This window comes from Streptomyces sp. NPDC059567 (assembly GCF_042735655.1).
Classification (GTDB): domain Bacteria; phylum Actinomycetota; class Actinomycetes; order Streptomycetales; family Streptomycetaceae; genus Streptomyces.
The window spans coordinates 109,135-132,517 of sequence record NZ_JBHWBS010000005.1; the positions used below are offsets into that span (position 1 = coordinate 109,135).

The following is a 23,383-nucleotide window of genomic DNA, read 5'->3' on the forward strand; positions in this document are numbered from 1 at the left end:
ATGCCGCCCCCGACACAGCCCGCACCCGGGTTTTCCACCGACACCACATGCCGTCCGCGCTGTCTCAGATGAGCAGGTCGTCCACCTGCGCCTCGCCCTCGCGGTAGCGGCGGGCGATCTCGGCGCTGCAGTCGTCGGCCGTCCGCTGCAGCTGCTGCCGCCGCCTCGAGACCTGCTGTTCGTACCCCGCGAGCCGGCCCATCGCCGCGTGCAGTTCGTCGTCCGTCCGCGCGCCGAGGTCCGACAGCTCGACCTCCGAGAGCATCTCCGTCGCGAGCCGCCGGTACTCCTCGCTGCGGGGCGTCGACAGCGTCACGTGCCGCGCCGAGGTCCGCAGCCGCGACGGCGCGTCCGCCAGGATCTCCGAGAGCCGGTCCAGGATCGGCGCCTCCGGATCCGTACGCCGGGCGAGCTCGGCCCGCAGGATGTCGATCCGGCCCTGCAGCATCCGCCGTACGTAGCTCAGGTCCGCCTCGTCCCCCTGGGCGTCACGGCGCAGGGTGCGCAGCTCCGGCAGCCGCAGGGCGGTGAGATCGGGTGTGGGCCGTTCCGGCAGGGCGGGCTCGGCCCTCCGCTGCACGGGTGGTCGTACGGCCGCGCCGACCCGGGTCAGCTGTACGGGACCGGAAGGCGTCTGCCCGGCGCCAGGTGCACTCATGTGAATCGTCCCCTCGACCGGTGCGGAGCCGCACCGCCTGACACGCATGGTGCCACTCCCGCACGTGTGTGTGCAGGCGCTCTGCACCCGTTCAGCCGCAGATGCGTCGGTCTGTAGGTTGGTCCGTATGCGAGCAGTGGTACAGAGAGTCGACGGCGCGAGCGTCGTCGTCGCAGGGGAGACGGTCGGCGAGATCGTCGGCGAAGGACTGTGTGTGCTGGTGGGAGTCACCCATGACGACACCCCGGAGAAGGCGGCCCAGCTCGCCAGAAAGCTGTGGTCCGTCCGGATGCTGGAGGGAGAGAAATCCTGTTCGGACGTGAATGCGCCCTTGTTGGTGATTTCTCAGTTCACCCTCTACGGGGACGCCCGCAAGGGCCGTCGGCCCACCTGGAACGCCGCGGCACCCGGCCCCGTCGCCGAGCCCCTCGTCGACGAGGTGGTGGCGCAGCTGCGCGCGCTGGGCGCGCGCGTGGAAACGGGCCGGTTCGGAGCGGCCATGCGCGTCTCGCTCACGAATCACGGCCCGTTCACGGTGCTCGTCGAGGTCTAGGGTCTGAAGGTCCAGCGGGCTCCGCGGTGCGGCGGGCTACGGCTCGACGACGGTCTCCTGCGCGGCGGCGGTGTCGCCGGCGATCAGCTCCGCGTCCACCGGCACGTTCCGCTTCACCATCGCCAGCGCGATCGGCCCCAGCTCGTGGTGGCGGGCGGAGGTGGTGATGAAGCCGAGCTGCCGGCCCTCGCCGCCGTCCGCCGCGAGCCGGATCGGGGTGCCGTGGCCCGGCAGATGGACCTCGCTGCCGTCCAGGTGCAGGAAGACCAGCCGCCGCGGCGGCTTCCCCAGGTTGTGGACACGGGCGACGGTCTCCTGCCCGCGGTAGCAGCCCTTCTGCAGATGCACCGCGCTGCCGATCCAGCCCAGCTCGTGCGGAATGGTCCGGTGGTCGGTCTCGAAACCGAGCCGCGGCCGGTGCGCCTCGATCCGCAGCGCCTCGTACCCGAGGATGCCGGCGGCCGGTCCGTGGGAGGCCGCGAAGGACTCCAGGTCGGCGCGGGGCAGGAACAGATCGCGGCCGTGCGGGGTCTCCTGTACAACCGCACCCGCCGGCACCTCGGCGATGGAGCCGGCCGGCAGGTGGACGACGGCGAAATCGTCCGTACGGTCGGCGACCTCGACCCGGTAGAAGAACTTCATCGACTCCAGATAGGCGATGAGCTCGTCCTGGGTGCCGGGCTCGACATGCGCCCAGACCGTCTCGCCGTCGTCGACGAGGTAGAGGGCGTGCTCGATGTGGCCGTTGGCGGAGAGGATCAGGGCCTCGGTGGCCCGGCCGGCCGGCAGCTCGCTGACGTGCTGCGTGAGCAGCAGGTGGAGCCAGCTCAGCCGGTCGTCGCCGGTGACGGTGACGACACCGCGGTGCGAGAGATCGACGAAGCCGTCGCCCGCGGCGAGGGCGCGCTGCTCACGGAACAGATCGCCGTAGTGTGCGGCGACGCCTTCGTCACGGCCTTCGGCGGGGACGGCGCCGGGCAGGGACAGCAGAGGGCTCTTCATGAGGAAAAGCCTACGACTCGGCGGCGGCGTCCTTCTCGGCGCAGTCCCGGCACCGGCCGAAGATCGCGAAATGCTTCATGTCCGTCTCGAAACCGAAGGTCTCCCGCAGCTTCCCGGTGAACTCCGCGGCCACCTCCACGTCCGCCTCGATGACGTCCGTACAGTCCCGGCAGACCAGGTGCAGATGGTGGTGCCGATCGGCGAGGTGGTACGTCGGCGCCCCGTGCCCGAGATGGGCGTGGGACACGAGCCCGAGCTCCTCCAGGAGCTCAAGGGTCCGGTACACGGTGGAGATGTTCACACCGGACGCGGTCTTGCGGACCTCGCCGAGGATGTCGTCGGGAGTCGCATGCTCCAGCGTGTCCACGGCCTCCAGGACAAGCTGGCGCTGGGGCGTCAGTCGATAGCCGCGCTGCCGCAGGTCGCTCTTCCAGTCGGTGCTCACCACGCCCCCCAGTGTAGGAGGGCGTGGCGGAATCCCGGCGGGTCCTGTGGTGCTGGTTCTCGTGGGATTACTTGAAGAAGGCGATGCCGTCGTCCGGCATGTCGGGGAGGTTGCGCGCCATCTCCGCGACCTCCTCCGGCGTGACGACCTTCTTCAGGTGCGCCGACATGTACGGGCGGAGCGGGACCTCGGGGGTGGCCTTCTCGCCCACCCACATCAGGTCGCCCTTGACGTAGCCGTAGAGCCGCTTGCCGCCGCTGTACGCGCCGGAGGCCGCCGTGCGGGCCACGGCGTCCGTCACCAGGTCGATCTGCGGCTTCTTGTCGGCGAGCTCGCCGTACCAGATCTCCACGATGCCCTGGTCGCGGACCATGACGGTCTCGACCTTGCGGTCCTTGTCGATCCGCCAGTAGCCGCTCTCGCTCTCCAGCGGGCGGACCTGGTTTCCGTCGTTGTCCAGGACCCAGGAGTGCGAGTGGTACTCGAGGAAGTCACGGCCGTCGTGGCTGAACGTCACGGACTGGCCGAAGTTGCACTTCTCGGCGCCGGGGAAGTCGGCCACGCCCGCGCCTTCCCACGTTCCGAGGAGGAACGCGAGGGGGACGAGGTCCGGGTTGAGGTCGGACGGGATCTCGATCATGAGCAGCTCTGTCGATCTGTAGAGGTGATTACCGCTGGCCCTGGTACAGCTTCTTCACGGCCAGACCGGTGAACGCGAGCACGGCGACACAGACCAGGGCCAGGAGGACTTCGAAGAAGATGATCACAGGTGCTCCTCGAATGAGCGGTGAAGGCAGAACGGGCCGGACCCCAGCTTAGTCTGCGGGGGCCCGGCCCTCTCTGTGAGGTGGGTCTAGCGCGATCAGCCCAGGAGCTGGTTCTGGAGGGTGACGGTCTGCTGGAACGGAACCTGCAGCGCCTCCCCCTTCCGGGTCTGCGTGACCAGCGCGAGCGTGTCGCCCGCCTGGATGTAGGCCCAGCGGGTCTGATCGGCGTCCTTCGGCGCTTCGATGAAGGTGTAGAGGGCGGTGTAGGGCACGCGGACCGCGCTCGCGAGCTCACTCTCCATCTTGATGCCCTCGACCCCGAGGAGCGGGGCGTCGACCGAGCCGGCCCGTACGGCGTCGTCCTTGTACGCCTCGGCGAAGGCCACCGAGTTGAACTGGAGCAGGTGAATCCGGGTCGTCGTACCGTCGGCCGTGGTCCAGCCACGGGCCGCGATGTGCCGCAGCGCGGACTCGGTCAGCGCTTCCTTCAGCTCGGCGCGGTCTTCCGGCCGGTACGCGGAGAGGTACTGGTCCACGGTGGCCCAGCCGCCGTTCAGCTTCGGGTCGGGCGTGGCACCCACCGGGGCCGGCAGCAGGAGTTTGCGCAGGTCGGCGTGGTGGATCTCGCCCACGTTGCCATCGGTGAAGGGGCGCTGGGTGTCGGCCGGGAGCGCCGGAAGGCTGAGCTTCGGGTACTCCCAGCGGCCGTCGCTCTCGGTCGCGAGACCGGGCACCTCATGGCGCTCCATGGAGGCGATCGCGAACGCGGTCCCGGTCCCGAGCCCGCCGCACACGAGCACGGCGGCGGTCCAGCGGGCTGCGGCCCACAGGACGCGACGCGAGAGCTTCCGGGCAGGCGCCCCCGGCGGCCCCGCAAGGGTGAGCGGGACCTGCTGGGTCTGCGGGGCCTGCGGGACCTCGGGCTCGGCCTCGGCGGCCGGAACGGCAGGGGTCTGCGGGACCTCGGCCTCGGCGGCCGGAACCGCAGGGGTCTGCGGGACCTCGGCCTCGGCGGCCGGAACCGCCGGGGCCGGCTGGGCGGGCTCGGCGGCCGGGGTCTCCGGGGCGGCGGTCGCCTCCGGCTCCGCCGGGGCCGGGAGCACGTCCTGCGGCTCGGCCTGGGACGGGATCTTCGTGTCCGTCGCCGTATCCGTCTGCTCGGTCGTCATACGTACTCCCCCGGGGACTTGATGTGGTCCAGCTGCTTCTTCACCAGCTCGGCCACCGCCGACCTCTCGAACGGCTTGGCGCCCGCGGCGGTGACCGTGACGAAGACCTCGGAGTCGTACGCCGCGCACAGCATCCCCTCCAGCTGTACGGCCTTCTCCTTCTTGTCCAGGTCCTTGTTCTCCGGAACCATGAAGCAGGCGGAGTTGGCGTGCCCGCCGATCTTCGGCCCCTTCGGGAACCCCAGGAGACCGGACAGCTCCTTCCGGAGCTCGAACATGTCGCGGATCCTCTTCTTGTCCTTCATCCGCGTGAGGTGCATGTCGACCACCAGGCCCTGCTCCGGCCAGGCGAAGGAGCGGACGGCGATCCCCTGCACGCCCAGCCGGTCGACCCGCTTCTCGTAGTCGCGACGCTTCTTGCCGGAGAGCCCCTTGCCGTCCTGCTTCAGCAGGGCGACGGCCTCCTTCGCGCCCAGCTCGCCGTCGTTCCCGTAGAGCTCGATGTCGGGGCCGAGCTCATAGGCGGACGGCACCGGCAGCAGCAGCTTGCCGAGCGGCGTCGCCGACTTGCCGCGGGCGACGTCGAGCGCCGGGTCCTTCGGCATCTTCGACAGGTCCGGCTGCTCCCACACCACCGTCGGCGCCGTGCGATCCGCGGAGTCCACGGTGACGCGCGTGTACGTGACGCCACCGCCGACCGCCCCGAGCACGAGGACCGCGGGCAGCACGACCGTCAGCAGCTTGCGTCCCCGGCCGGGTGTGCCGGGCTTCTTCGGCTCCTCGGCGGGGACGGTCGCGGCGAACACGTCGTTCACGTCGATCGCGGTGTTCCGGTCCTCGCTCACAGGCGCCCCAACTGTCGCTCGGCCAACGAACTGATGTCCTTCTTCGAGATCTTCTTGGTGTCGAAGACCGAGATCTCGACCATGATGTCGCCGCGGTGGAAGTACGCCCGGGCCTCGTAGAAGTCCAGGTATCCGGACTCCTTGTGCACCGGGAAGATGTAGTAGCGGCCGTTGGCGGAGCCCTTGATCGGATCGCCCTCGTTCCGGGCGTACTTCTCATCGGGCATGTACGCCATCTGGTCCTCGGCATGCTCCTTCGCGCCGAGGACGTCGCTGGACCGGTACTGGAGCAGCCGGATCTCGACCGAACGGTTCCCGCCCGCCTTCCACGACGTGGTCGCGATGCGCCGGATCCGGTTCTCCAGCTGGTAGCTGAGCGCGGAGCCGGGGCTGATGAAGTCGTTCGCGTACGCGCGCAGCGACATCCAGCCGTCCTCGTCCGCGAACTCCGCCTTCTGCGCGCCAGCCGGTTTCGGCAGCAGCAGCTTGCGCAGATCGCCGTCCGTCCTGACCCTGCGGTCCTCGGCGGCCGTGAGCGGAACCGGCTTCTGGTCCCTCGGGAGCGGCTTCGGGTAGGCGAGGTCCGGCTGGTTGAGCGCGGGCAGCGGCGTCGGCTCCCGCTCGGCCTGGATGCCGTACCCCACCGCCGTACCGCCGACGATGCCGAGCACGGCGGCGACGGCGATCAGCGCGATGGTCCGGCCGACCTGGCGAGGACGCGGCGACTCGGCCTCCGAAGCCGGTGGCGCGTCCTCGGCCGACGGCGTCTCCAGGGCCGGCGGCGCGACCGCGACCGGGGCCGCGTCCGGGCCCGCGTCCGGGGCCGGCGTCGATACCGGCTCCGGTGCCGTTCCGGCGTTTTCCGTTGATTCTGTGGCTTCCAAAGGGGGTCCCCCCACGAGACCTGAAGCGCAGATTCCGTAACCCGCGCACCCAACTGACCCGTGAGTGATGCATGGGGTTGCAGTGGTCCGCATTACAGTTCGGTATATGGCGAAGAAGCTCGTGATCAAGGTGACCGCCGGGGCCGACGCCCCCGAACGCTGCTCCCAGGCCTTCACCGTGGCCGCGGTCGCCGTGGCGAGCGGCGTCGAGGTCTCGCTCTGGCTGACGGGCGAGTCCTCGTGGTTCGCGCTCCCGGGGCGCGCGGCCGAGTTCGAGCTGCCGCATGCCGCGCCGCTGCCGGACCTCATCGACTCGATCCTGGCGGCGGGGCGGATCACGCTCTGCACCCAGTGCGCGGCGCGCCGCGAGATCACGGAGAAGGACGTCCTGGAGGGCGTACGGATCGCCGGCGCGCAGGTCTTCGTCCAGGAGGCCATGACGGACGGCACCCAGGCGCTCGTCTACTGAGTCGGGGTTCTCCCGTAATCGGGCCCCGAGGCGCCACGCGCTCAGCGGTCGTCGTGGCGCTTCTTGCCGTCGAGCTCGTCCCACCACTCGTCGGACTGCGGGTCCCCGGACGGGGCGTCCCACCAGCGGTCCTCGGGCCCCCGCCGGTTCGCGACCATCGCGGCGATCGGCGGGATGACCATGGCGACCACGCACATCCCGATGGCGACCGGCATCGAGAAGAGCCGCACGACGGCCCACGCCCCGACGAAGAGCACCAGGCAGATGCCCATCATCCAGAAGTAGACGTGGCGCCGTCGCGCGTACATACCTTCAGATTACGACCGGGCGTCGGCCACTGACAGCTCGGCGGGAGCCGCGGCCGCGTCGTCGCCGTCCCGCTTGCGCAGGGGGACGGGAGCCGCCTCCGTCGCGGTGGCGTCCGCCTGGCCGGAGCCCGTCGCCGCCTTCCGCCCCAGCCAGACCAGCAGCAGGGCGAGCGTGCCGGCGAGAGCGGGCCAGTAGAAGTACCGGAAGTCGCCCGCGGGCACCGTCGGCAGGTAGCCGGCGATGTACAGCGCCGAGCTGATGCCCAGGACGCGGACCGGCATCGCGTACTGCCCGCGGCCCGGCTTGAAGGTCAGCGTGAGCGCGACGGCCAGCCAGAACCAGCCCGCGAAGATCATCGGGAGGTCCTCGCCCATGCCGACGACGTAGTACTTGAGGATCTGCGTGCGCCGCTCCACCGGCTCACCGATTCCGGGCGCGTCCGCGATGGTTCCGTCCTGGTACGTGTACCGGCCCTGGAACAGCACCTTGGAGAAGACCTGAAGGCGGTACTGGGCGTACTCGGGCAGATGGCCCGGGATCTCGCTGATCCACATGTCGGTCAGCTCGTCCGCGTGCCGACCCAGCTCGGTCAGACCCAGGGACGTGTCGCGCGGGTAGCAGCGCCAGTAGGCGTCGGACAGGTTCTTCTCGGGCGTGCACCGCTTGGTCGTGGTGACCATGGCCTCCTGGAAGTCCGGCGACGTCGCCGCCTTCCCGGCCGCCGCCCGCACCTCCTCCACGGTCAGGACGTGCACCAGGTCGTCGAGCAGGATCTGCGAGAACTGGCGGGTCTCCAGCGGCTTCGCGACGGAGGAGACGACTCCGCTCGCCACGGCCGCGGTGGCGAGCAGGGCTCCCGCCGAGATCAGCCACTTCCGCCGTCCGGGCGTGGGCCACAGGGAGCGTACGAGCAGGTAGAAGACCGGGACGCCGGCCAGCAGCGCGTTCTTGCGGGCCAGGATCGCGTAGGTGATGAGGATCGCCCCGAGCGCCAGCAGCAGCCAGCGCGTGACGGTGCGGTCGGCCGGCAGATCACGGGCGACGAAGGCGATCGCGCAGGCGGCGAGGAGGGCGAACGCCATCTGGACGTCCTTCCACACCACACCGGTGAAGGTGATGATGTGCGGGGCCAGTCCGATGGCGAGGATCGCGAGGGAGCCGCCACGGTTGCCGGTGCGCGCCCAGACCCGCCAGGCGATGACCCACAGCGCCGCCCACAGGACGGCGGACTGGAGGGCGGCCATGGCGCCGGGGCTGCCCGTCACGTCGATGAGCGCCCGCCACAGCAGGGCCATCACGGGCGGGTGCCAGTCCGTCACGGGCGTCTTGCCCAGCGCCTGCTGGAGCTGGTCGACGCTGTCGAGGCTCAGGTAACCGGGGGAGAACAGCATGGCCGTGCCCCAGCCGCAGAACGCGGCGATGGCGGCGAGACCCCAGGGCCAGAGCGGACGATCCGACAGATTTGACCACATCCGCGAGATCGGTCGCACGGGTCGCTCAGGTGTCATGAGGCGGGAGCCTAACAGCACAAGGTCAACACGCCGCACGCACCGAACGCCCATCAGGTGAACGCGGAGGAGCTGCCTTGACCGGGCTCCATCAGGCACTCCGAGGCGTTACGCCGCCTGGAACACATAGCGCCGGTAGACGACGAACCGGACCAGCGTGGCCACGGCCCAGCCGAAGAGCCGGGTGATGTTGTCGGTCAGCGCCGAGTCGAACCCCAGCGCACGCGACAGATAGACCGGGGCGGCCGTGATCACGATCCCGGCGAGGTTCACGAGGACGAAGACGACGACCTCGCGCGACGACGTCTCCGAGCGCTGGTCACGGTAGGTCCAGTGGCGGTTGCCTATCCAGCCGACCACCATCGCCGCCGCCGTGGCGACCACCGATGCCAGGACCGGCATGGACGCCATGGGCCCGTCGCCGACCCCCGGAAGGCCGAAGACGAGCAGATTGAAGCCGCCGGCGTCCACGACGAAGGCGACGGCCCCGACGACCCCGAACTTGGCGACTTCCCGCCACAGGCCGCGGATGACGTCACGCAGGCGGAGGCGGAGGGACAGTTGATCGGACATGAAAAGGAGCCTAGCCGCAGGGTATTCTCACGTGACTCCACCCATGACCACTCGTGGTCTCTGGATGCCCCCATCGCCTCGTGGGGATTCCACAAGTCTAAAGGATCAACAGATGAGACCCACGATCGCCTGCGTCGTCCCCTGCTACAACGAGGAGGCGGCCATTGGCAAGGTGGTCCGTGATCTCCGGGCAGCGCTGCCCGAGGCCGAGATATACGTCTACGACAACGCCTCGACCGACCGCACGGTGGAAGTCGCCCTCGAGGCCGGCGCGATCGTGCGGCACGAGAAGCGCAAGGGCAAGGGCAACGTCATCCGTCGCGCCTTCGCCGACGTCGACGCGGACGCGCTGCTGATCATCGACGGCGACGACACCTACGACGCGTCGCGTGCCGGCGATCTGGTCGACCTGCTCTTCGAGGGCCCCTACGACCACGTCGTCGGTGCCCGTCGCGAGACGGTCGAGGGTGCGTACCGTCCGGGTCACGCCGTCGGCAACAAGATGCTGACGGGCGCCGTCCGTACGCTCTTCGGCAACGACGTCACCGACATGCTGAGCGGTTACCGCGTCTTCTCGCGCCGCTACATCAAGTCCTTCCCGGCCCTGTCGCACGAGTTCGAGACCGAGACCGAGATGACGGTCCACGCGCTCAACCTGCGGCTCCCCACGGCGGAACTGCCCGTCGACTTCAAGGACCGCCCGGCCGGCAGCGAGAGCAAGCTGCGCACCTACCGGGACGGCTGGCGCATCCTCAAGATGATCCTCGGCCTGGCCCGTCGTCAGCGCCCCTCGCTCTTCCACAGCGTGCTCGCGGGCCTGCTCGCCCTCGTCTCGCTGGGCCTCGGCACGCCGGTCATCGTCGACTACATCAACACGGGCGAGGTGCCGCGCTTCCCGACGGCCATCCTCGCCGCGGCGATCATGACCATCGCGGTGCTCGTGCTGCTGGTGGGGTACATCCTCGAGTCGTTCATGCACCTGCGCCAGGAGCAGTCCCGTCTCGCCCACCTCGCGTACCCGGCGCCGAGCCGCTCCACCAAGGGCTTCGACCTGGACAAGACGCCGCGCGAGCAGGAAGACACGCTGGCCCGCTCGTAGTTCCCCGTGACATACGGAACAGCCCCCGCCGGGCGTACCCGGCGGGGGCTGTTCCGTTCGGCACGAAGGGCCGCACCTGATGGTTCGGTGGCGTCCAACCCCCGGAAGGTGCGGCCCTTCGGCCTGTTCGCGTCGCGGCGTCACACCGCGATGGCGACCTCCGCGAGACCACCCTGCTGGGCCACGACCTGACGGTCGGCGGTGCCGCCGGGAACCAGGGCGCGCACGGTCCAGGTGCCCTCGGCCGCGTAGAAGCGGAACTGGCCGGTGGCGGAGGTCGGGACCTCCGCGGTGAACTCGCCGGTCGAGTCCAGGAGGCGGACGTAACCGGTGACGGGCTGGCCGTCCTTGGTCACGAAGCCCTGGATGGTGGTCTCACCGGGCTTGATCGTCGAGGCGTCGGGGCCGCCGGGCTGCGCACCGCACATGTCTTCTGTCCTTACGGTCGGGGAGGTCCGGGGAGGGGTCCGGAGACTTACTTGTTGGCGCCGAGCTCGATCGGCACACCGACGAGGGAGCCGTACTCGGTCCACGAGCCGTCGTAGTTCTTGACGTTCTCGACACCGAGCAGCTCGTGCAGCACGAACCAGGTCAGCGCGGAGCGCTCACCGATGCGGCAGTAGGCGATGGTGTCCTTCGCCAGGTCGACCTGCTCGTCCTCGTAGAGGGCCTTGAGCTCGTCGTCCGACTTGAAGGTGCCGTCGTCGTTGGCGTTCTTCGACCACGGGATGTTGCGGGCGCTCGGCACGTGGCCGGGGCGCTGCGACTGCTCCTGCGGGAGGTGGGCCGGGGCGAGCAGCTTGCCGGAGAACTCGTCGGGCGAACGCACGTCGACCAGGTTCTGGGCGCCGATCGCGGACACGACGTCGTCGCGGAAGGCGCGGATCGAGGTGTCCTGGGCCTTGGCCTTGTACTCGGTGGCCGGGCGGGCCGGGACCTCGGCGACGAGGTCGCGGGAGTCGAGCTCCCACTTCTTGCGGCCGCCGTCCAGGAGCTTGACGTCCTGGTGGCCGTAGAGCTTGAAGTACCAGTAGGCGTAGGAGGCGAACCAGTTGTTGTTGCCGCCGTAGAGGACGACCGTGGTGTCGTTCGCGATGCCCTTGGCCGAGAGGAGCTTCTCGAAGCCCTCCTGGTCGATGAAGTCACGGCGGACCGGGTCCTGCAGGTCCTTGGTCCAGTCGATCCGGATCGCGTTGCGGATGTGGTTCTTCTCGTACGCCGAGGTGTCCTCGTCGACCTCGACGACGGCCACCTGCGGGTTGTCGAGGTTCGCCTCGACCCAGCCGGCGTCTACCAGGACGTCGCTGCGGCTCATGCTGTTTCTCCTCCGGGGCAGTGTTCGGCGGTGTGGTGCAGGGTGGTGCGGGTACGCGTCATCGCGTGTACGAGGTCGCGTACGGCTACACGGGGTGGCCCCGACGGTTCGTCGAAGGGCCTGAGGAATACGGGAATCGGGCGTCCCGCTCAGACGGAGCGACAGAGCATGGCGGCGACGCGGCACAGGTCTACTGCCCGCCGCTTCGTGAGTTCCGCCTGTCGCTTCATGCCCACGATCGTAGGGACGGACAGGCGGCCGTGTCACCGGTGTGTCGTATTTTGAGACGCGATCGTCCGAGATGCGAGACGTGATCACGTGGAAACGGGTCGCGGCCCCGGTCCGGACCGGGGCGTCCCGGTTCTGCTTCTACGGATCGGACGGGACCGTCTCACCATGTGGAGAAGGAGCGGTCGAGGGGCGGATCAGCCCGCCAGCACGACGTCCTTGCCGGTCACGGCGACGGCCAGGCCGTCCTCGCGGGCCTCGACCTTCTCCAGCTTCATGCCCGCCGGCAGTCCACCGATCTCCCGGTCGAAGTCGGTGCGCTTGCGGACGAGGTCCTCGAGGCCGGGGATGCCGTCGCCGGGCACCTTGTCGGCCCGCACCCGGATCGTGTCCCCGTCGACGAGCGTCACCGTCGAGACGACGCTCTTGGTGACCGTACGGCCCAGGATCTTGACCCCGCCCGTGACCTTCAGCTTGCCGTTGCCGCCGTAGGCGACCTTCACCTCGCGCTCGGAGGCCGCGGCTAGGTCCTCGTACGAGATCAGCGCGGTCCCGCTGACACTGCCCGCGCGGGCGCTCGTGTAGTCGCCGTTCAGCGTCACGTCGTGGAACGCGGCGGACAACTCGCCGATCCGGATCTTCCGGCCCCCGGCCGTGGCCTCGACGCCGGTCAGCTTCACGTCGACCTCGTCGAGACGCTGGTCCATGACCTGGGTCAGGAACGGGAAGCCCTTGATGTCGACATCGGTCGATCCGGAGCGGGCCGGGCCGAGCCGCACCCGGTCGGCGGCCTCCGACTCCGCGTAATTGACCGCCAGACGGTCGAGACCGACGAAGATCCCGCCGAGCACGACGGCCACGATCAGCAGTACGCGCAGTGCTCGCACGAGCTGTCCCCCCAAGAAAGTCTCCGGCCCCCCGACACGAAGATCGACGTGTCGGAGGGCCGGATGGTTCCCTCGGGCTCGTGAGAAGCGCTACGCGAGCGCACGGCCCAGCAGGTAGACGGCGGGCGCGGCGGCCGTCAGCGGAAGCGCGACGCCCGCGGTCATGTGGACGAAGCGGGACGGGTAGTCATAGCTCGCGGCCCGCAGCCCGACCAGCGCGCACACCCCGGCACCGAGGCCGAGCAGAGCCCCGGAGGCGCCCAGGCCGGTGAACCCGCCGGCCGCGATGCCGGCGCCCGCGGCGGCGAGGAGCGCCACGACGACGGAGGCCGCGCCGGGCAGCGGGAGCGCCCGGGCGAGGACGGCGGCGGCGACCGCGACCCCGCCGACGACCACGGCGTCCGGGGCGGCACCGAGGTGCCCGGTGGCCACGATGGCCAGCGCGGCCGACGCGACGGTCGCCATCAGGCCGTACATGCGCTCGTCGGGGTCGGCGTGGCTGCGCAGCTGGAGGACGAGGGTGAGCAGCACCCAGACGCCGAGGGTGCCGATGATCGCGGCCGGGGCGTTCTCCCGGCCGGCGGCGAGCAGCGCCACATCGGCGGTCAGGCCGCCGGCGAAGGCGAGGGCGATGCCCTGCCGGGCCGGCCACATGCCGTTGAGCCGGAACCAGCCGGCGGCGGTGACGGCCTGGAGCAGCACGAGCGGCACGAGCAGCGCGTACGGGCCGACCGCCGCGCCGGCGGCGAGCAGGACGCCGAGGACCGCGGTGAGGGCGGCCGGCTGCATCCCCGGCTCGATGATCGGCGAGCGGCCCTCGGCCCTGGCGCGCTGGGCGTCGGTGATCCGGGCGTTGCCGCCGGTGGTGGGGGCGGAGTACTCGGGCGCCGCGGTCGCGGGCCCGGCGGCCGGCTCCCCGTGGGCGACCGGCGCCTCGGGCGGCAGGGCCTGCGCGGCGGGCTGCGGAGGCAGGTACGCGGCGTCCGCGGCGAAGGGCTGGACGACGGGCTGGTACTGGGTGTCCCAGGTCTGGCCCTCCCACGTCTGCGTGACGTGGGGGTCCTGGTACTGCTGTCCGTACTGCTGCCGGCCGTACTCCTGCCGGCCCTGCTGCTGCCCGTACGGCTGCTGACCCGCGTACGGGTCGCGGCCCGGATCGTACGGCTGCTGCTGATCGCTGCTCATGCTGTGCGGTTCACCCTCCTGCGAACGGCGGGAGCACCTCGACCGTGCCGCCCTCGGCAAGCCGTACCGTCTCATGGGCACGGGTCCCGACGGGGTCACCGTCGACGAGGAACGAACACCGCTGGAGTACCCGGACGAGCTCGCCCGGGTGCTTCTCGCGGGCCGTCTCCAGCGCCTCGGCCAGGGTCCCGGCGGTGTACGGCTCCTCGGCGACACCGGCGGCGGCCTTGGCCGCGGCCCAGTAGCGGATGGTTCCCGCTGCCATAGCGGCGCTCCCTTCGTTCGTGTGCGCGCCGCTGTCCATGATGGGCTATCGGCGGGTGAGCCAGTCCCCCAGTCGGCCGAGCAGCTCCTCGCCCGCCGCGTTCTCGGCGTGTCCCATGCCGCGCTCCAGCCACAGCTCGCACTCGCCGGCCGCCGCCAGCATCCGCGGGTGGTCGACCGGGAAGTACGGGTCGCGGTCGCCGTGCACGATCAGCAGCGGGGTCGGCGCGATCATCGGGACCGCCTCGACCGGCGACAGCGGCACGGGATCCCAGTCGCGGTTGTCGATCCGGGTGCCGAGCCCGTAGCGGCCGACCAGCCGGCCCATCGGGCGGGTGATCACCCAGTGGACCCGTCGCATCGAGGGCGTACCCCGGTAGTACCAGCGGGCGGGCGCGCTGACGGCGGCGACCGCGTCGCTGTGCCCGCCCGTGTCCCGCTCCAGGGCCGCGTGGCGCAGGACGATCGAGCCGCCCATGGAGAAGCCGACGGTCACCACGCGCGCGTGGCCCCGCTCCCGGGCCCAGCGCACCGCGGCCGCGAGATCGAGGACCTCCCGGTCGCCGACGGTGGAGCGACCACCCGAACGGCCGTGCCCCCGGAAGGAGAAGGTGACGACGGCCGCGTGCTCGGCGAGCGCCTTCGCCGCACGGCGGACGGCGGGCCGGTCGGCCGAGCCGGTGAAGCCGTGGGCGAGGACGACGGCCGTATCGGTGACACCCCGCGTATACGGTTCGTAAACAGCCTCGATACGGACACCGTCGTCGGTGCGCAAAGTGGCACGCTGGGAGCCGGAAGTGATCGAGGAAACATCCACGATGTGAAATCGACCCTCAGCCTCGGAAGTCATGTGGGCTATTCTGCTTGGCATGAGGATCCGGGCAACGCAGCCCCCGGGTCCTTTTGTGTTTACCGACCGTTGTTACGACCGGATGAACAAAAGCTCTCAGGGCGCGAGAGCCAGCAGTGATGCGTACGAAGCAGTGCCGTAGTCCTCGCAGGGACCGAGGAGGAACCGACGTCATGGACGAGCGAACGAAGCACGACCGACAGGGCACCGAAGCAGGGAGGGCTCGATGAGCTCACTGCTGCTCCTCACCAACGCACTCCAGCCGTCGACCGAGGTGCTTCCCGCACTCGGCCTGCTGCTGCACAACGTGCGCGTGGCTCCCGCCGAGGGCCCCGCCCTCGTGGACACCCCCGGCGCGGACGTCATCCTGATCGACGGCAGGCGCGACCTCCCGCAGGTGCGCAGCCTCTGTCAGCTGCTCCGCTCCACCGGGCCGGGCTGCCCGCTGATCCTCGTCGTCACGGAGGGCGGTCTCGCGGCCGTCACCGCCGACTGGGGCATCGACGACGTCCTCCTGGACACCGCGGGACCGGCCGAGGTCGAGGCCCGGCTGCGGCTCGCGATGGGCCGCCAGCAGATCGTCTCCGACGACTCCCCGATGGAGATCCGCAACGGTGATCTCTCGGTGGACGAGGCGACGTACAGCGCCAAGCTCAAGGGCCGGGTCCTGGACCTGACCTTCAAGGAGTTCGAGCTCCTGAAGTACCTCGCGCAGCACCCGGGCCGGGTCTTCACCCGCGCCCAGCTCCTCCAGGAGGTATGGGGGTACGACTACTTCGGCGGCACCCGAACGGTGGACGTCCACGTACGGCGTCTGCGGGCGAAGCTCGGCCCCGAGCACGAGTCGCTGATCGGCACCGTCCGCAACGTCGGCTACCGCTTCGTCACCCCCGAGAAGGTGGAGCGGGCCGCCGAGGAGGCACGGGCGAAGGAAGAGGCCCGAGTCAAGGAAGCAGCGCGCGATGTCACCCCGGCGGAGGACCGGAACGTGGTGGAAGCCACAGTGCGACCTGCCGGTAGGTAGGTCACCCCGCGTAGACTGCCGCGCGTGGCCAAGGTGACGCGGGATGACGTAGCGCGACTGGCGGGTACTTCGACCGCGGTCGTGAGTTACGTCATCAACAACGGACCCCGGCCGGTTGCCCCGGCCACGCGCGAGCGTGTACTCGCAGCCATCAAGGAGCTGGGCTACCGCCCCGACCGGGTGGCCCAGGCGATGGCGTCCCGCCGCACGGACCTCATAGGCATGATCGTCCCGGACGCGCGCCAGCCGTTCTTCGCGGAGATGGCGCACGCCGTGGAGCAGGCCGCCGCCGAGCGCGGGAAGATGGTCCTGGTCGGCAATTCGGACTACCGCGACGAGCGCGAGGTGCACTATCTGCGCGCCTTCCTCGGGATGCGGGTCTCCGGGCTGATCCTGGTCAGCCAGGGCATGAGCGAGCGGGCCGCGAGCGAGATCGAGGCCTGGGACGCGCGCGTGGTGCTGCTGCACGAGCGGCCCGAGGCGCTGGACGACGTCGCCGTCGTCACGGACGACATCGGCGGCGCCCAGCTCGCCACCCGGCACCTCCTGGAGCACGGACACCCGTACGTGGCCTGCCTCGGCGGCATCCCGAACACTCCGGCGGTCGGCGACCCGGTCGCGGACCACGAGGAGGGCTGGCGCCGCGCGATGCTGGAGGCCGGCCGCTCGATCGAGGGCCGGCTCTTCGAGGCTCCGTACAACCGCTACGACGCCTATCAGATCGCCCTGAAGATCCTCTCCGGCCCGGACAGGCCGCCGGCCATCTTCTGCTCCACCGACGACCAGGCCTTCGGTGTGCTGCGCGCCGCCCGCGAGCTGCGCATCGACGTGCCGACGGAGCTGGCCGTGGCGGGCTTCGACGACGTCAAGGAGGCGGCCCTCACGGATCCGCCGCTCACCACGATCTCCTCCGACCGCCCGGCGATGGCCCGGGCGGCGGTGGATCTGGTCCTGGACGACTCGCTGCGGGTGGCCGGTTCGAAGCGCGAGCGGGTGAAGCAGTTCCCCTCGGCCCTGATCGTCCGCCGCTCCTGCGGCTGCGGCTGAGCCTCCGGGGCCGCACCTCAAGCCCAGGGCGGGCGTCAAGCCCAGGGCGGGCGTCAAGCCCAGGGCGGGCGTCAAGCCCAGGGCGGGGCCTCGGCGCCCACCACAAGACCCCGTGCGGTCCGCCCGAGTACACCCACCACCCACAGCAACCACCACGGCCCCTGCCGGCGCCCACCACAAGACCCCGCACTTTATATCGGGCATACAGGGTTCTGTCGGGCTTCTCAGACCGCCCTCAGGAAGCTCTCATGAACTGCTCCGAGAGTCTTCTCCATGACGGACTACCAGCAGCCGCAGCAGCAGCCGTACTACCCACCGCAGCCCCCGCGGCCCCCGTACGACCCGACGCAGCCGGTCACGACGGAGCCGGGCACCACGATCTGGCCGTCCGGTGGGCATGTGCCGCCCCCGGTCGGGCCTCCCGCCGCCGGTCCCGCCCATGCCGCCCCCGAGCCGCGCCGCCGCGCCAAGCGGGGCGTCGGGCTCCTCGTGGCCGTGGCGATCGCCGCGGCCGCCGTCGGCGGCGGCACCGCGACGCTGGTCCAGCAGCTCACCGCGGACGACACCGCGCGTGCCTCCGGCGTGAGCGGGACGAACGTCTCCGCGAGCAGCAAGGGCACGGTCGCCGGCGTCGCCGAGGCCGTCTCCCCGTCGATCGTGGAGATCTCCGCGACCTCGACGTCCGGCAAGTCCACCGGCTCCGGCGTGATCATCACCGGCGACGGCGAGATCGTCACCAACAACCACGTGATCTCCGGCGCCTCCGAGATCAGCGTGCAGCTGTCCAACGGCAAGTCGTACGCGGCGAAGGTCGTCGGCACGGACCCCGACAAGGACCTGGCGCTGATCAAGCTGGAGGGCGCGTCCGGCCTGAAGGCGGCCACGCTCGGCGACTCCGACGACGTCAAGGTCGGCGACCAGGTCGTGGCGATCGGCTCCCCCGAGGGCCTGACCGGCACCGTCACCAGCGGCATCGTCTCCGCCCTCGACCGCGATGTGACCGTGGCCAAGGACGAAGGCCAGGACCAGCAGCAGCAGTACGACCCGCGGCAGGGCTGGCCCTTCGAGTTCGGCGGGCAGCAGTTCAACGGCGACACCGGCTCGTCGAAGACGACGTACAAGGCGATCCAGACCGACGCCTCGCTCAACCCGGGGAATTCCGGCGGCGCGCTGATCAATATGAACGGCGAGATCATCGGGATCAATTCGGCCATGTATTCGCCCAGCGCGTCGAGCGGTTCTTCGGCCGGCAGCGTCGGCCTCGGATTCGCCATCCCGGTCGACACCCTCAAGGCCGACCTGGACAACCTCCGGTCCGGCGACGGCAACTGAACACGTGCGAGGCTGGCCCCATGACTGGCCCGGTGAATGAAGGCGACCGCATCCTCATCGTCGACGACGAGCCCGCCGTGCGGGAGGCGCTGCGGCGCAGTCTCGCCTTCGAGGGGTACGGGACCGAGGAGGCCGTCGACGGCGTCGACGCCCTCTCCCGGATGGAGTCGTACGCCCCCGATCTCGTGGTCCTCGACATCCAGATGCCGCGCATGGACGGCCTGACGGCGGCCCGGCGCATCCGGGCCTCCGGTTCGACCGTGCCGATCCTGATGCTCACGGCCCGGGACACGGTCGGCGACCGGGTGACGGGGCTCGACGCGGGCGCCGACGACTATCTGGTGAAGCCCTTCGAGCTGGACGAGCTGTTCGCGAGGATCCGGGCCCTGCTGCGCCGCAGCTCGTACGCGAGCGCCGTCGAAGCGCAGCCCGAGGGCGATGTGCTGAGCTTCGGCGATCTGCGGATGGACCTGGCGACCCGCGAGGTGACGCGGGCCGGGCGGCCGGTGGAGCTGACGCGGACGGAGTTCACGCTCCTGGAGATGTTCCTGGCGCACCCGCGCCAGGTGCTGACGCGGGAGCAGATCCTGAAGGCTGTGTGGGGCTTCGACTTCGAACCGAGCTCGAACTCCCTGGACGTGTACGTGATGTATCTGCGCCGCAAGACGGAGGCGGGCGGTGAGCCGCGCCTGGTGCACACGGTGCGGGGCGTGGGGTACGTCCTGCGCGGCGGAGGCCCGGAGTGAGCGGTCCCCTGGCGTGGTTCCGGTCGCGGCCGCTGCGGTCCCGGCTGGCGCTCCTGACGGCGACGGCGGTCGCCGTGGCGGTGGCGGCGGTATCACTGGCCTGCTGGTTCGTGACGCGGGCGCAGTTGGAGGCGGAGCTGGACTCCTCGCTGCGCGAGACCCGGCTCACGGACGACCAGGCGCGGATGCTGCTGGGCTCCTGCGCCCCGGGGGCCGAGAACCGTCCGGTGCCGGCCGGACCCGCGCAGACCCTGCAGATCGTCACCGTCACCGGCGACCTCTGCACGCTGGGCACCTCCCCCATCCCCGCCCAGGCCGGGGACCTCGCCGTCGCGCGGGGCGAGCGGCCGTTCGCCCTGCACACCACGAACGCCGAGAACGGCACGGAGATGCGCGTCTACTCCTACCCCGTGTCGATCGCCAACCAGCCGGTCGCGGTCTCGGTCGCCCGTCCGCTGTACGAGATCGACCGCTCGATGTCCACGCTCGCCTGGGTGCTGCTGCTGGTCTCCGGGATCGGTGTCGTCGGCGCCGGGGCGGCCGGGCTGTGGGTGGCGCGGACCGGTCTGGAGCCGGTGGACCGGCTGACGGGCGCGGTCGAGCACGTGGCCGCGACCGAGGACCTGACGGTGCGCATCCCGGTCGAGGGCGAGGACGAGATCGCCCGGCTCTCGCGCTCCTTCAACGCGATGACGGCCGCGCTGGCCGTCTCCCGGGACCGTCAGGCGCAGCTGATCGCGGACGCGGGCCACGAGCTGCGGACGCCGCTGACCTCGCTGCGCACCAACGTCGAGCTGCTCGCCCGCAGCGAGCAGACCGGCCGCGCCCTGCCGCCCGAGGACCGGCGGGCGCTGATGGCCTCGGTGAAGGCGCAGATGACGGAGCTGGCGGCGCTGATCGGCGACCTCCAGGAGCTGGCCCGCCCGGACGCGGTGCAGCCGGGCCCGCTGGAGGTCGTACCGCTCCATACGATCCTGCGGTCGGCCCTCGACCGGGCGCGGCTGCGCGGCCCCGAGCTGACCTTCGTCACGGACCTGGCGCCCTGGTACGTCCGGGCGGAACCGGCGGCTCTCGAGCGGGCGCTGGTGAACGTGCTGGACAACGCGGTGAAGTTCTCGCCGGCCGGGGGCACGGTCGAGGTGTCCCTGATGCGCGGCGAGCTGACGGTCCGCGACCACGGCCCCGGGATCGCGCCCGAGGAACTCCCCCACGTCTTCGACCGCTTCTGGCGCTCCCCCTCGGCCCGCAGCCTCCCGGGCTCGGGCCTGGGCCTCTCGATCGTGGCCCGTACGGTCCAGCAGGCAGGCGGCACGGTGACCCTGACGGCGCCGGAGGACGGCGGCACGGCGGCGACGCTCCGCCTGCCGGGCGCGCCGACCCCGCCGCCGTCAGTTGTGGCGGATGAGGGACTCGACGAGTCCTGAGCGGGTGTTCGGGAAGTCCAGGACGGTGATGCCGAGGCCCTTCCAGGTGTTGGCCGTGCCGTCCAGGAAGCCGTGGACGCGGGGGTTGAGGTTGTCGGAGTTCCAGCGTGGCGGCAGGGACGCGGACGTGCTGACGAAGTTGATGTACAGCTTGCCCGGCTGCTCGACGGCCGTGCGGAAGTGAGCCTCGATCTTGGGGTACTTGGCGTTCGGCAGGGCGTTCCAGTCGTCCTGGATCGCGATGGCTCCGCCGTCCCACCATTTGAGGCCGGGCAGGCCGCCGTTGTCGGCGATGAGGACGACCTTGCCGCGGGCCTCGCCCAGGGTGGGAACGGTGTCGCCGATGCGGAACAGCGAGCGCCAGCCGCGGTTGTTCAGGTAGTCGTCGAAGATGGCGCGGAAGGTGGCGTCGGAGTCCGAGGAGTACTCCTGCTTGACCCGCATCAGGACGGTCTCGGACGGGTGGGCGGCCAGGAAGTCGCGGCAGGCGATGAGGACGTCGCCGAACATCATGTTCTGGTAGGACGCGCCGTGGTGGATGGCGAAGGAGCCGCCGGTGACCCGGCAGCGTATGTCGAGGAACCTGATTCCGGCGGCGAGCTGCTGCGCGATGGTGGTGTTCTGGCACTCGGACCAGGGGCCGCCGAAGCGGGCGCCGGAGTCGTGGGTGCCGGGGATGGTGAGCTTCTGGAGCGGGGTGGGGTCGCCGTGGCCGGCCATCCAGTCCTGGGTCGTGGCCGCCCGCGCGGACGGGGCGCCGACCAGGAGGACGGCACCCGCTGCCGCGGCTCCCGCGAGAAAGCTTCTTCGGTCCATGCGCCGGAGTATGACGTGTACGCGTCATCACGCGCCAGAGGGGCGCGTCCGGGAAAAGCGGAGGGCGGCGGACCGTCGAACGGTCCACCGCCCCCTCGGACGTACGGAGTTACTTCACGACCGTGATCCGGCCCGTCGCCGGCGGGGCCAGCGGGGCGCTCGCGGTGGAGTGGGCCGTCAGGTAGGCGGTGAACAGGTCCAGGTCGGACGCGCCGACCAGCTTGTTCTTGTGCTCCTTCAGGACGGCGAAGCCGTCACCGCCACCGGCCAGGAACTCGTTCATCGCGACCCGGTAGGTCTTCGACGGGTCGATCGCCTCGCCGTTCAGCTTCACCGAGGACGTCACGATCCGGTCGGCGCCGGTCTTCGTCATGTCCAGGGTGTAGGTGAAGCCCTTCGAGACCTGGAGGATCTTCGGGGCCGCCTGGTTGGCGCCGCTGACCTGCTGCTGGAGCGCGGTGACGAGCTGGGCGCCGGTCAGGTCGACCGCCGTCATCATGTTGGTGAACGGCTGGACGGTGTACGCCTCGCCGTAGGTCACGACCCCGTCGCCCTCGGCGCCGGACGCCTTGTGGACCAGGGGCGCGCGGACGCCGCCCGGGTTCATCAGCGCCAGCTGCGCGCCGCCCTTGTCGGCCGGGGCCATGCCCTCCAGCTGCGCGTCGGCGATCAGGTTGCCCAGCGGCTTCTCGGGCGCGTCGAACGGGTTGTCGACGTCGCCGGAGATGTAGCCGACGGGACGGCTCGCGATCGGCGCGGCCAGCGCGTTCCAGCGGGTGATCAGCCGGGTCATGTCCGCGGCCTTCGGCACGTCACGGGTGACGACGTGGTTCGCGGAGGCGACGGCCGTACGGACGATGTCCTTGGAACGACGGTCGTAGGTGAGCGTCGTGTCGGTGTAGAGCTTGCCGAACGAGGCCGCCGAGGTGACCGTGCGCGGCTTGCCCGCCGGGTCCGGGATCGTGCACGCGTACGCCTGGTGGGTGTGGCCCGTGACCAGCGCGTCGACCTGCGGGCTGACGTTCTTCGCGATGTCGACGATCGGGCCGGAGATGCCGTCACCGGGGCCTGGGCTGTCGCAGTTGTAGTTGTACGAGCCCGAGGCCGGCGCGCCGCCCTCGTGCAGCAGGGCGACGATCGACTTGACGCCCTTGCGCTCCAGCACCTTGGTGTACTTGTTGATCGTCTCGATCTCGTCGCCGAACTTCAGGCCCTTGATGCCCTCGGCGGAGACGATGTTGGCCGTGCCCTCCAGGGTCACGCCGATGAAGCCGATCTTGACGCCGTTGCGCTCCCAGACGAAGTACGGGTCGAGCAGCGGCTTGCCGCTCTTCTCGTTCGTCACGTTGGCCGCGAGGTACGGGAAGTTCGCGCCCCGGAACCGCTTGCCCTCCTCGAAGCAGCCGGCGGTCGGGTGACAGCCGCCGTTCTGGATCCGGGCCAGCTCCTTGGCGCCCTCGTCGAACTCGTGGTTGCCGACCGAGCTGACGTCGAGCTTCAGCCGGTTGAGCGCCTCGATGGTCGGCTCGTCGTGGAAGAGCCCGGAGACCAGCGGGGAGGCGCCGATCATGTCGCCGGCGGCGGCGGTGACGGAGTACCGGTTGCCCTCACGGGCCTGGCGCAGGTGCGTGGCCAGGTACTCGACGCCACCGGCGTCGATGGTCTTGGTGGTGCCGTCCGGGTTGGTGTGGGTGAGCCGCCCGGCCGAGCCGGTCGGCGGCTCCAGGTTCCCGTGCAGGTCGTTGAAGGAGAGCAGTTGGACGTCGACGTAGCGCCCGTGGTTGCCCCCGCCCTTGGTCCCCGAGGCGCCCGCGGGCAGCGCGGCGACGAGCGCGCCGACGGTGGCGAGCCCCGCGCCCACGGCGAGAATCCGCCGCGCCGTCCTCTTCTTCTTCGGTGTCGCTGACATCGCTCCCCTGTCCCCTCGCCCCTTTTGCGGCGCTGTTCGACTGCTGCTGTGCCAGCGCAGCCTAGAGTCAACGCG

27 protein-coding genes are annotated in these 23,383 nt (G+C 70.6%); 8 read left to right on the forward strand and 19 right to left on the reverse strand.

The annotated features are described in order from the left end of the window. Positions 1 to 64 precede the first annotated feature (64 nt). Positions 65 to 658, reverse strand: a complete 594-nt coding sequence (locus ACFVZW_RS04620; RefSeq protein WP_384516657.1) for an ABC transporter substrate-binding protein — start codon at positions 656 to 658, stop codon at positions 65 to 67. A 127-nt stretch (positions 659 to 785) separates the two neighbouring features. On the opposite strand from ACFVZW_RS04620, the gene dtd reads away from it, so the two are divergent. Then, positions 786 to 1,211 (forward strand): D-aminoacyl-tRNA deacylase, encoded by a 426-nt coding sequence (gene dtd / locus ACFVZW_RS04625; RefSeq protein ID WP_383549714.1) that lies wholly within the window; start codon positions 786 to 788, stop codon positions 1,209 to 1,211. 36 nt (positions 1,212 to 1,247) lie between these two features. On the opposite strand, the gene ACFVZW_RS04630 is transcribed toward dtd, so the two are convergent. The 6 genes from ACFVZW_RS04630 to ACFVZW_RS04655 all read right to left on the reverse strand — a co-directional run bounded on the left by ACFVZW_RS04630 (position 1,248) and on the right by ACFVZW_RS04655 (position 6,323). Continuing rightward, the gene (locus tag ACFVZW_RS04630) at positions 1,248 to 2,213 is read right to left on the reverse strand and encodes a YgfZ/GcvT domain-containing protein (RefSeq protein WP_384516660.1); all 966 of its coding nucleotides are present in this window, start codon (positions 2,211 to 2,213) and stop codon (positions 1,248 to 1,250) included. 10 nt (positions 2,214 to 2,223) lie between these two features. Next, complete coding sequence (locus ACFVZW_RS04635) at positions 2,224 to 2,661, reverse strand: Fur family transcriptional regulator (RefSeq protein ID WP_384516663.1); 438 nt, start codon at positions 2,659 to 2,661, stop codon at positions 2,224 to 2,226. Positions 2,662 to 2,725: 64 nt separating this feature from the next. Continuing rightward, positions 2,726 to 3,298 (reverse strand): FABP family protein, encoded by a 573-nt coding sequence (locus ACFVZW_RS04640; RefSeq protein WP_383549702.1) that lies wholly within the window; start codon positions 3,296 to 3,298, stop codon positions 2,726 to 2,728. Between the two features lie 222 nt (positions 3,299 to 3,520). Beyond that, positions 3,521 to 4,594: a hypothetical protein gene (locus ACFVZW_RS04645; protein WP_384516666.1), complete on the reverse strand. Its 1,074-nt coding sequence runs from the start codon at positions 4,592 to 4,594 to the stop codon at positions 3,521 to 3,523. Beyond that, positions 4,591 to 5,439 (reverse strand): hypothetical protein, encoded by an 849-nt coding sequence (locus tag ACFVZW_RS04650; RefSeq protein WP_384516669.1) that lies wholly within the window; start codon positions 5,437 to 5,439, stop codon positions 4,591 to 4,593. Before ACFVZW_RS04650 ends, ACFVZW_RS04645 begins: the two co-directional genes overlap by 4 nt. Continuing rightward, on the reverse strand, positions 5,436 to 6,323 hold the full coding sequence (locus tag ACFVZW_RS04655; RefSeq protein ID WP_384516672.1) for a hypothetical protein: 888 nt from the start codon (positions 6,321 to 6,323) through the stop codon (positions 5,436 to 5,438). Before ACFVZW_RS04655 ends, ACFVZW_RS04650 begins: the two co-directional genes overlap by 4 nt. Positions 6,324 to 6,429: 106 nt before the next feature. On the opposite strand from ACFVZW_RS04655, the gene ACFVZW_RS04660 reads away from it, so the two are divergent. Then, complete coding sequence (locus ACFVZW_RS04660; RefSeq protein WP_137994334.1) at positions 6,430 to 6,792, forward strand: DsrE family protein; 363 nt, start codon at positions 6,430 to 6,432, stop codon at positions 6,790 to 6,792. Between the two features lie 41 nt (positions 6,793 to 6,833). Here ACFVZW_RS04660 and ACFVZW_RS04665 read toward each other — a convergent pair whose 3' ends face one another. From ACFVZW_RS04665 to ACFVZW_RS04675, 3 genes are all read right to left on the reverse strand, one after another. Continuing rightward, positions 6,834 to 7,100 carry a DUF3099 domain-containing protein gene (locus ACFVZW_RS04665; RefSeq protein ID WP_384516675.1) on the reverse strand — a complete coding sequence of 89 codons (267 nt, stop codon included), beginning with the start codon at positions 7,098 to 7,100 and terminating at the stop codon, positions 6,834 to 6,836. Positions 7,101 to 7,109: 9 nt separating this feature from the next. After that, a complete protein-coding gene (locus ACFVZW_RS04670; protein ID WP_384516678.1) occupies positions 7,110 to 8,573 on the reverse strand; it encodes a hypothetical protein in 1,464 nt (487 codons plus the stop codon). Between the two features lie 144 nt (positions 8,574 to 8,717). Then, complete coding sequence (locus ACFVZW_RS04675; RefSeq protein ID WP_376433122.1) at positions 8,718 to 9,182, reverse strand: GtrA family protein; 465 nt, start codon at positions 9,180 to 9,182, stop codon at positions 8,718 to 8,720. Positions 9,183 to 9,294: 112 nt separating this feature from the next. On the opposite strand from ACFVZW_RS04675, the gene ACFVZW_RS04680 reads away from it, so the two are divergent. Continuing rightward, positions 9,295 to 10,281 carry a glycosyltransferase gene (locus ACFVZW_RS04680; protein WP_384516680.1) on the forward strand — a complete coding sequence of 329 codons (987 nt, stop codon included), beginning with the start codon at positions 9,295 to 9,297 and terminating at the stop codon, positions 10,279 to 10,281. Positions 10,282 to 10,421: 140 nt separating this feature from the next. Here ACFVZW_RS04680 and ACFVZW_RS04685 read toward each other — a convergent pair whose 3' ends face one another. The 7 genes from ACFVZW_RS04685 to ACFVZW_RS04715 all read right to left on the reverse strand — a co-directional run bounded on the left by ACFVZW_RS04685 (position 10,422) and on the right by ACFVZW_RS04715 (position 15,010). Further along, positions 10,422 to 10,709: a DUF1416 domain-containing protein gene (locus tag ACFVZW_RS04685; protein ID WP_073819964.1), complete on the reverse strand. Its 288-nt coding sequence runs from the start codon at positions 10,707 to 10,709 to the stop codon at positions 10,422 to 10,424. A 47-nt stretch (positions 10,710 to 10,756) separates the two neighbouring features. Next, positions 10,757 to 11,596, reverse strand: a complete 840-nt coding sequence (locus tag ACFVZW_RS04690; protein ID WP_384516683.1) for a sulfurtransferase — start codon at positions 11,594 to 11,596, stop codon at positions 10,757 to 10,759. Between the two features lie 149 nt (positions 11,597 to 11,745). Continuing rightward, the gene (locus tag ACFVZW_RS04695; RefSeq protein ID WP_352021666.1) at positions 11,746 to 11,826 is read right to left on the reverse strand and encodes an Ms5788A family Cys-rich leader peptide; all 81 of its coding nucleotides are present in this window, start codon (positions 11,824 to 11,826) and stop codon (positions 11,746 to 11,748) included. 195 nt (positions 11,827 to 12,021) lie between these two features. Then, complete coding sequence (locus tag ACFVZW_RS04700) at positions 12,022 to 12,711, reverse strand: DUF2993 domain-containing protein (RefSeq protein ID WP_384516686.1); 690 nt, start codon at positions 12,709 to 12,711, stop codon at positions 12,022 to 12,024. 90 nt (positions 12,712 to 12,801) lie between these two features. After that, the gene (locus tag ACFVZW_RS04705) at positions 12,802 to 13,896 is read right to left on the reverse strand and encodes a hypothetical protein (RefSeq protein ID WP_384516688.1); all 1,095 of its coding nucleotides are present in this window, start codon (positions 13,894 to 13,896) and stop codon (positions 12,802 to 12,804) included. 10 nt (positions 13,897 to 13,906) lie between these two features. Continuing rightward, complete coding sequence (locus ACFVZW_RS04710) at positions 13,907 to 14,161, reverse strand: MoaD/ThiS family protein (protein WP_329117999.1); 255 nt, start codon at positions 14,159 to 14,161, stop codon at positions 13,907 to 13,909. A 45-nt stretch (positions 14,162 to 14,206) separates the two neighbouring features. Continuing rightward, positions 14,207 to 15,010, reverse strand: coding sequence for an alpha/beta hydrolase (locus ACFVZW_RS04715; RefSeq protein ID WP_384516691.1), 804 nt, complete (start codon positions 15,008 to 15,010; stop codon positions 14,207 to 14,209). Positions 15,011 to 15,236: 226 nt separating this feature from the next. Here ACFVZW_RS04715 and ACFVZW_RS04720 point away from each other — a divergent pair, with 226 nt between their 5' ends. From ACFVZW_RS04720 to ACFVZW_RS04740, 5 genes are all read left to right on the forward strand, one after another. Further along, the gene (locus ACFVZW_RS04720; protein WP_383549665.1) at positions 15,237 to 16,034 is read left to right on the forward strand and encodes a response regulator transcription factor; all 798 of its coding nucleotides are present in this window, start codon (positions 15,237 to 15,239) and stop codon (positions 16,032 to 16,034) included. A gap of 24 nt (positions 16,035 to 16,058) precedes the next feature. After that, the gene (locus ACFVZW_RS04725) at positions 16,059 to 17,081 is read left to right on the forward strand and encodes a LacI family DNA-binding transcriptional regulator (RefSeq protein WP_329118004.1); all 1,023 of its coding nucleotides are present in this window, start codon (positions 16,059 to 16,061) and stop codon (positions 17,079 to 17,081) included. 273 nt (positions 17,082 to 17,354) lie between these two features. Next, on the forward strand, positions 17,355 to 18,413 hold the full coding sequence (locus ACFVZW_RS04730; RefSeq protein WP_384516695.1) for a S1C family serine protease: 1,059 nt from the start codon (positions 17,355 to 17,357) through the stop codon (positions 18,411 to 18,413). Between the two features lie 20 nt (positions 18,414 to 18,433). After that, the gene (locus ACFVZW_RS04735) at positions 18,434 to 19,159 is read left to right on the forward strand and encodes a response regulator transcription factor (protein ID WP_384516698.1); all 726 of its coding nucleotides are present in this window, start codon (positions 18,434 to 18,436) and stop codon (positions 19,157 to 19,159) included. Further along, positions 19,156 to 20,583 (forward strand): sensor histidine kinase, encoded by a 1,428-nt coding sequence (locus ACFVZW_RS04740; RefSeq protein ID WP_384516700.1) that lies wholly within the window; start codon positions 19,156 to 19,158, stop codon positions 20,581 to 20,583. Before ACFVZW_RS04735 ends, ACFVZW_RS04740 begins: the two co-directional genes overlap by 4 nt. Here ACFVZW_RS04740 and ACFVZW_RS04745 read toward each other — a convergent pair. Both ACFVZW_RS04745 and ACFVZW_RS04750 read right to left on the reverse strand, forming a co-directional pair. Continuing rightward, on the reverse strand, positions 20,548 to 21,399 hold the full coding sequence (locus ACFVZW_RS04745) for a phosphatidylinositol-specific phospholipase C (RefSeq protein ID WP_384516703.1): 852 nt from the start codon (positions 21,397 to 21,399) through the stop codon (positions 20,548 to 20,550). The two genes, ACFVZW_RS04740 and ACFVZW_RS04745, sit on opposite strands and share 36 nt — an antisense overlap. 109 nt (positions 21,400 to 21,508) lie before the next feature. Continuing rightward, positions 21,509 to 23,308, reverse strand: a complete 1,800-nt coding sequence (locus tag ACFVZW_RS04750) for a bifunctional metallophosphatase/5'-nucleotidase (RefSeq protein ID WP_384516705.1) — start codon at positions 23,306 to 23,308, stop codon at positions 21,509 to 21,511. Positions 23,309 to 23,383 lie beyond the last annotated feature (75 nt).

Excerpts from the sequence above, each read along its gene's own strand:
- ACFVZW_RS04620 (WP_384516657.1), bottom strand. The coding sequence starts at position 658 with ATGAGTGCACCTGGCGCCGGGCAGACGCCTTCCGGTCCCGTACAGCTG.
- dtd (WP_383549714.1), top strand. The coding sequence starts at position 786 with ATGCGAGCAGTGGTACAGAGAGTCGACGGCGCGAGCGTCGTCGTCGCA.
- ACFVZW_RS04630 (WP_384516660.1), bottom strand. The coding sequence starts at position 2,213 with ATGAAGAGCCCTCTGCTGTCCCTGCCCGGCGCCGTCCCCGCCGAAGGC.
- ACFVZW_RS04640 (WP_383549702.1), bottom strand. The coding sequence starts at position 3,298 with ATGATCGAGATCCCGTCCGACCTCAACCCGGACCTCGTCCCCCTCGCG.
- ACFVZW_RS04645 (WP_384516666.1), bottom strand. The coding sequence starts at position 4,594 with ATGACGACCGAGCAGACGGATACGGCGACGGACACGAAGATCCCGTCC.
- ACFVZW_RS04660 (WP_137994334.1), top strand. The coding sequence starts at position 6,430 with ATGGCGAAGAAGCTCGTGATCAAGGTGACCGCCGGGGCCGACGCCCCC.
- ACFVZW_RS04665 (WP_384516675.1), bottom strand. The coding sequence starts at position 7,100 with ATGTACGCGCGACGGCGCCACGTCTACTTCTGGATGATGGGCATCTGC.
- ACFVZW_RS04670 (WP_384516678.1), bottom strand. The coding sequence starts at position 8,573 with ATGTGGTCAAATCTGTCGGATCGTCCGCTCTGGCCCTGGGGTCTCGCC.
- ACFVZW_RS04675 (WP_376433122.1), bottom strand. The coding sequence starts at position 9,182 with ATGTCCGATCAACTGTCCCTCCGCCTCCGCCTGCGTGACGTCATCCGC.
- ACFVZW_RS04680 (WP_384516680.1), top strand. The coding sequence starts at position 9,295 with ATGAGACCCACGATCGCCTGCGTCGTCCCCTGCTACAACGAGGAGGCG.
- ACFVZW_RS04685 (WP_073819964.1), bottom strand. The coding sequence starts at position 10,709 with ATGTGCGGTGCGCAGCCCGGCGGCCCCGACGCCTCGACGATCAAGCCC.
- ACFVZW_RS04690 (WP_384516683.1), bottom strand. The coding sequence starts at position 11,596 with ATGAGCCGCAGCGACGTCCTGGTAGACGCCGGCTGGGTCGAGGCGAAC.
- ACFVZW_RS04695 (WP_352021666.1), bottom strand. The coding sequence starts at position 11,826 with ATGAAGCGACAGGCGGAACTCACGAAGCGGCGGGCAGTAGACCTGTGC.
- ACFVZW_RS04705 (WP_384516688.1), bottom strand. The coding sequence starts at position 13,896 with ATGAGCAGCGATCAGCAGCAGCCGTACGATCCGGGCCGCGACCCGTAC.
- ACFVZW_RS04710 (WP_329117999.1), bottom strand. The coding sequence starts at position 14,161 with ATGGCAGCGGGAACCATCCGCTACTGGGCCGCGGCCAAGGCCGCCGCC.
- ACFVZW_RS04715 (WP_384516691.1), bottom strand. The coding sequence starts at position 15,010 with ATGACTTCCGAGGCTGAGGGTCGATTTCACATCGTGGATGTTTCCTCG.
- ACFVZW_RS04720 (WP_383549665.1), top strand. The coding sequence starts at position 15,237 with ATGAGCTCACTGCTGCTCCTCACCAACGCACTCCAGCCGTCGACCGAG.
- ACFVZW_RS04730 (WP_384516695.1), top strand. The coding sequence starts at position 17,355 with ATGACGGACTACCAGCAGCCGCAGCAGCAGCCGTACTACCCACCGCAG.
- ACFVZW_RS04735 (WP_384516698.1), top strand. The coding sequence starts at position 18,434 with ATGACTGGCCCGGTGAATGAAGGCGACCGCATCCTCATCGTCGACGAC.
- ACFVZW_RS04745 (WP_384516703.1), bottom strand. The coding sequence starts at position 21,399 with ATGGACCGAAGAAGCTTTCTCGCGGGAGCCGCGGCAGCGGGTGCCGTC.
- ACFVZW_RS04750 (WP_384516705.1), bottom strand. The coding sequence starts at position 23,308 with ATGTCAGCGACACCGAAGAAGAAGAGGACGGCGCGGCGGATTCTCGCC.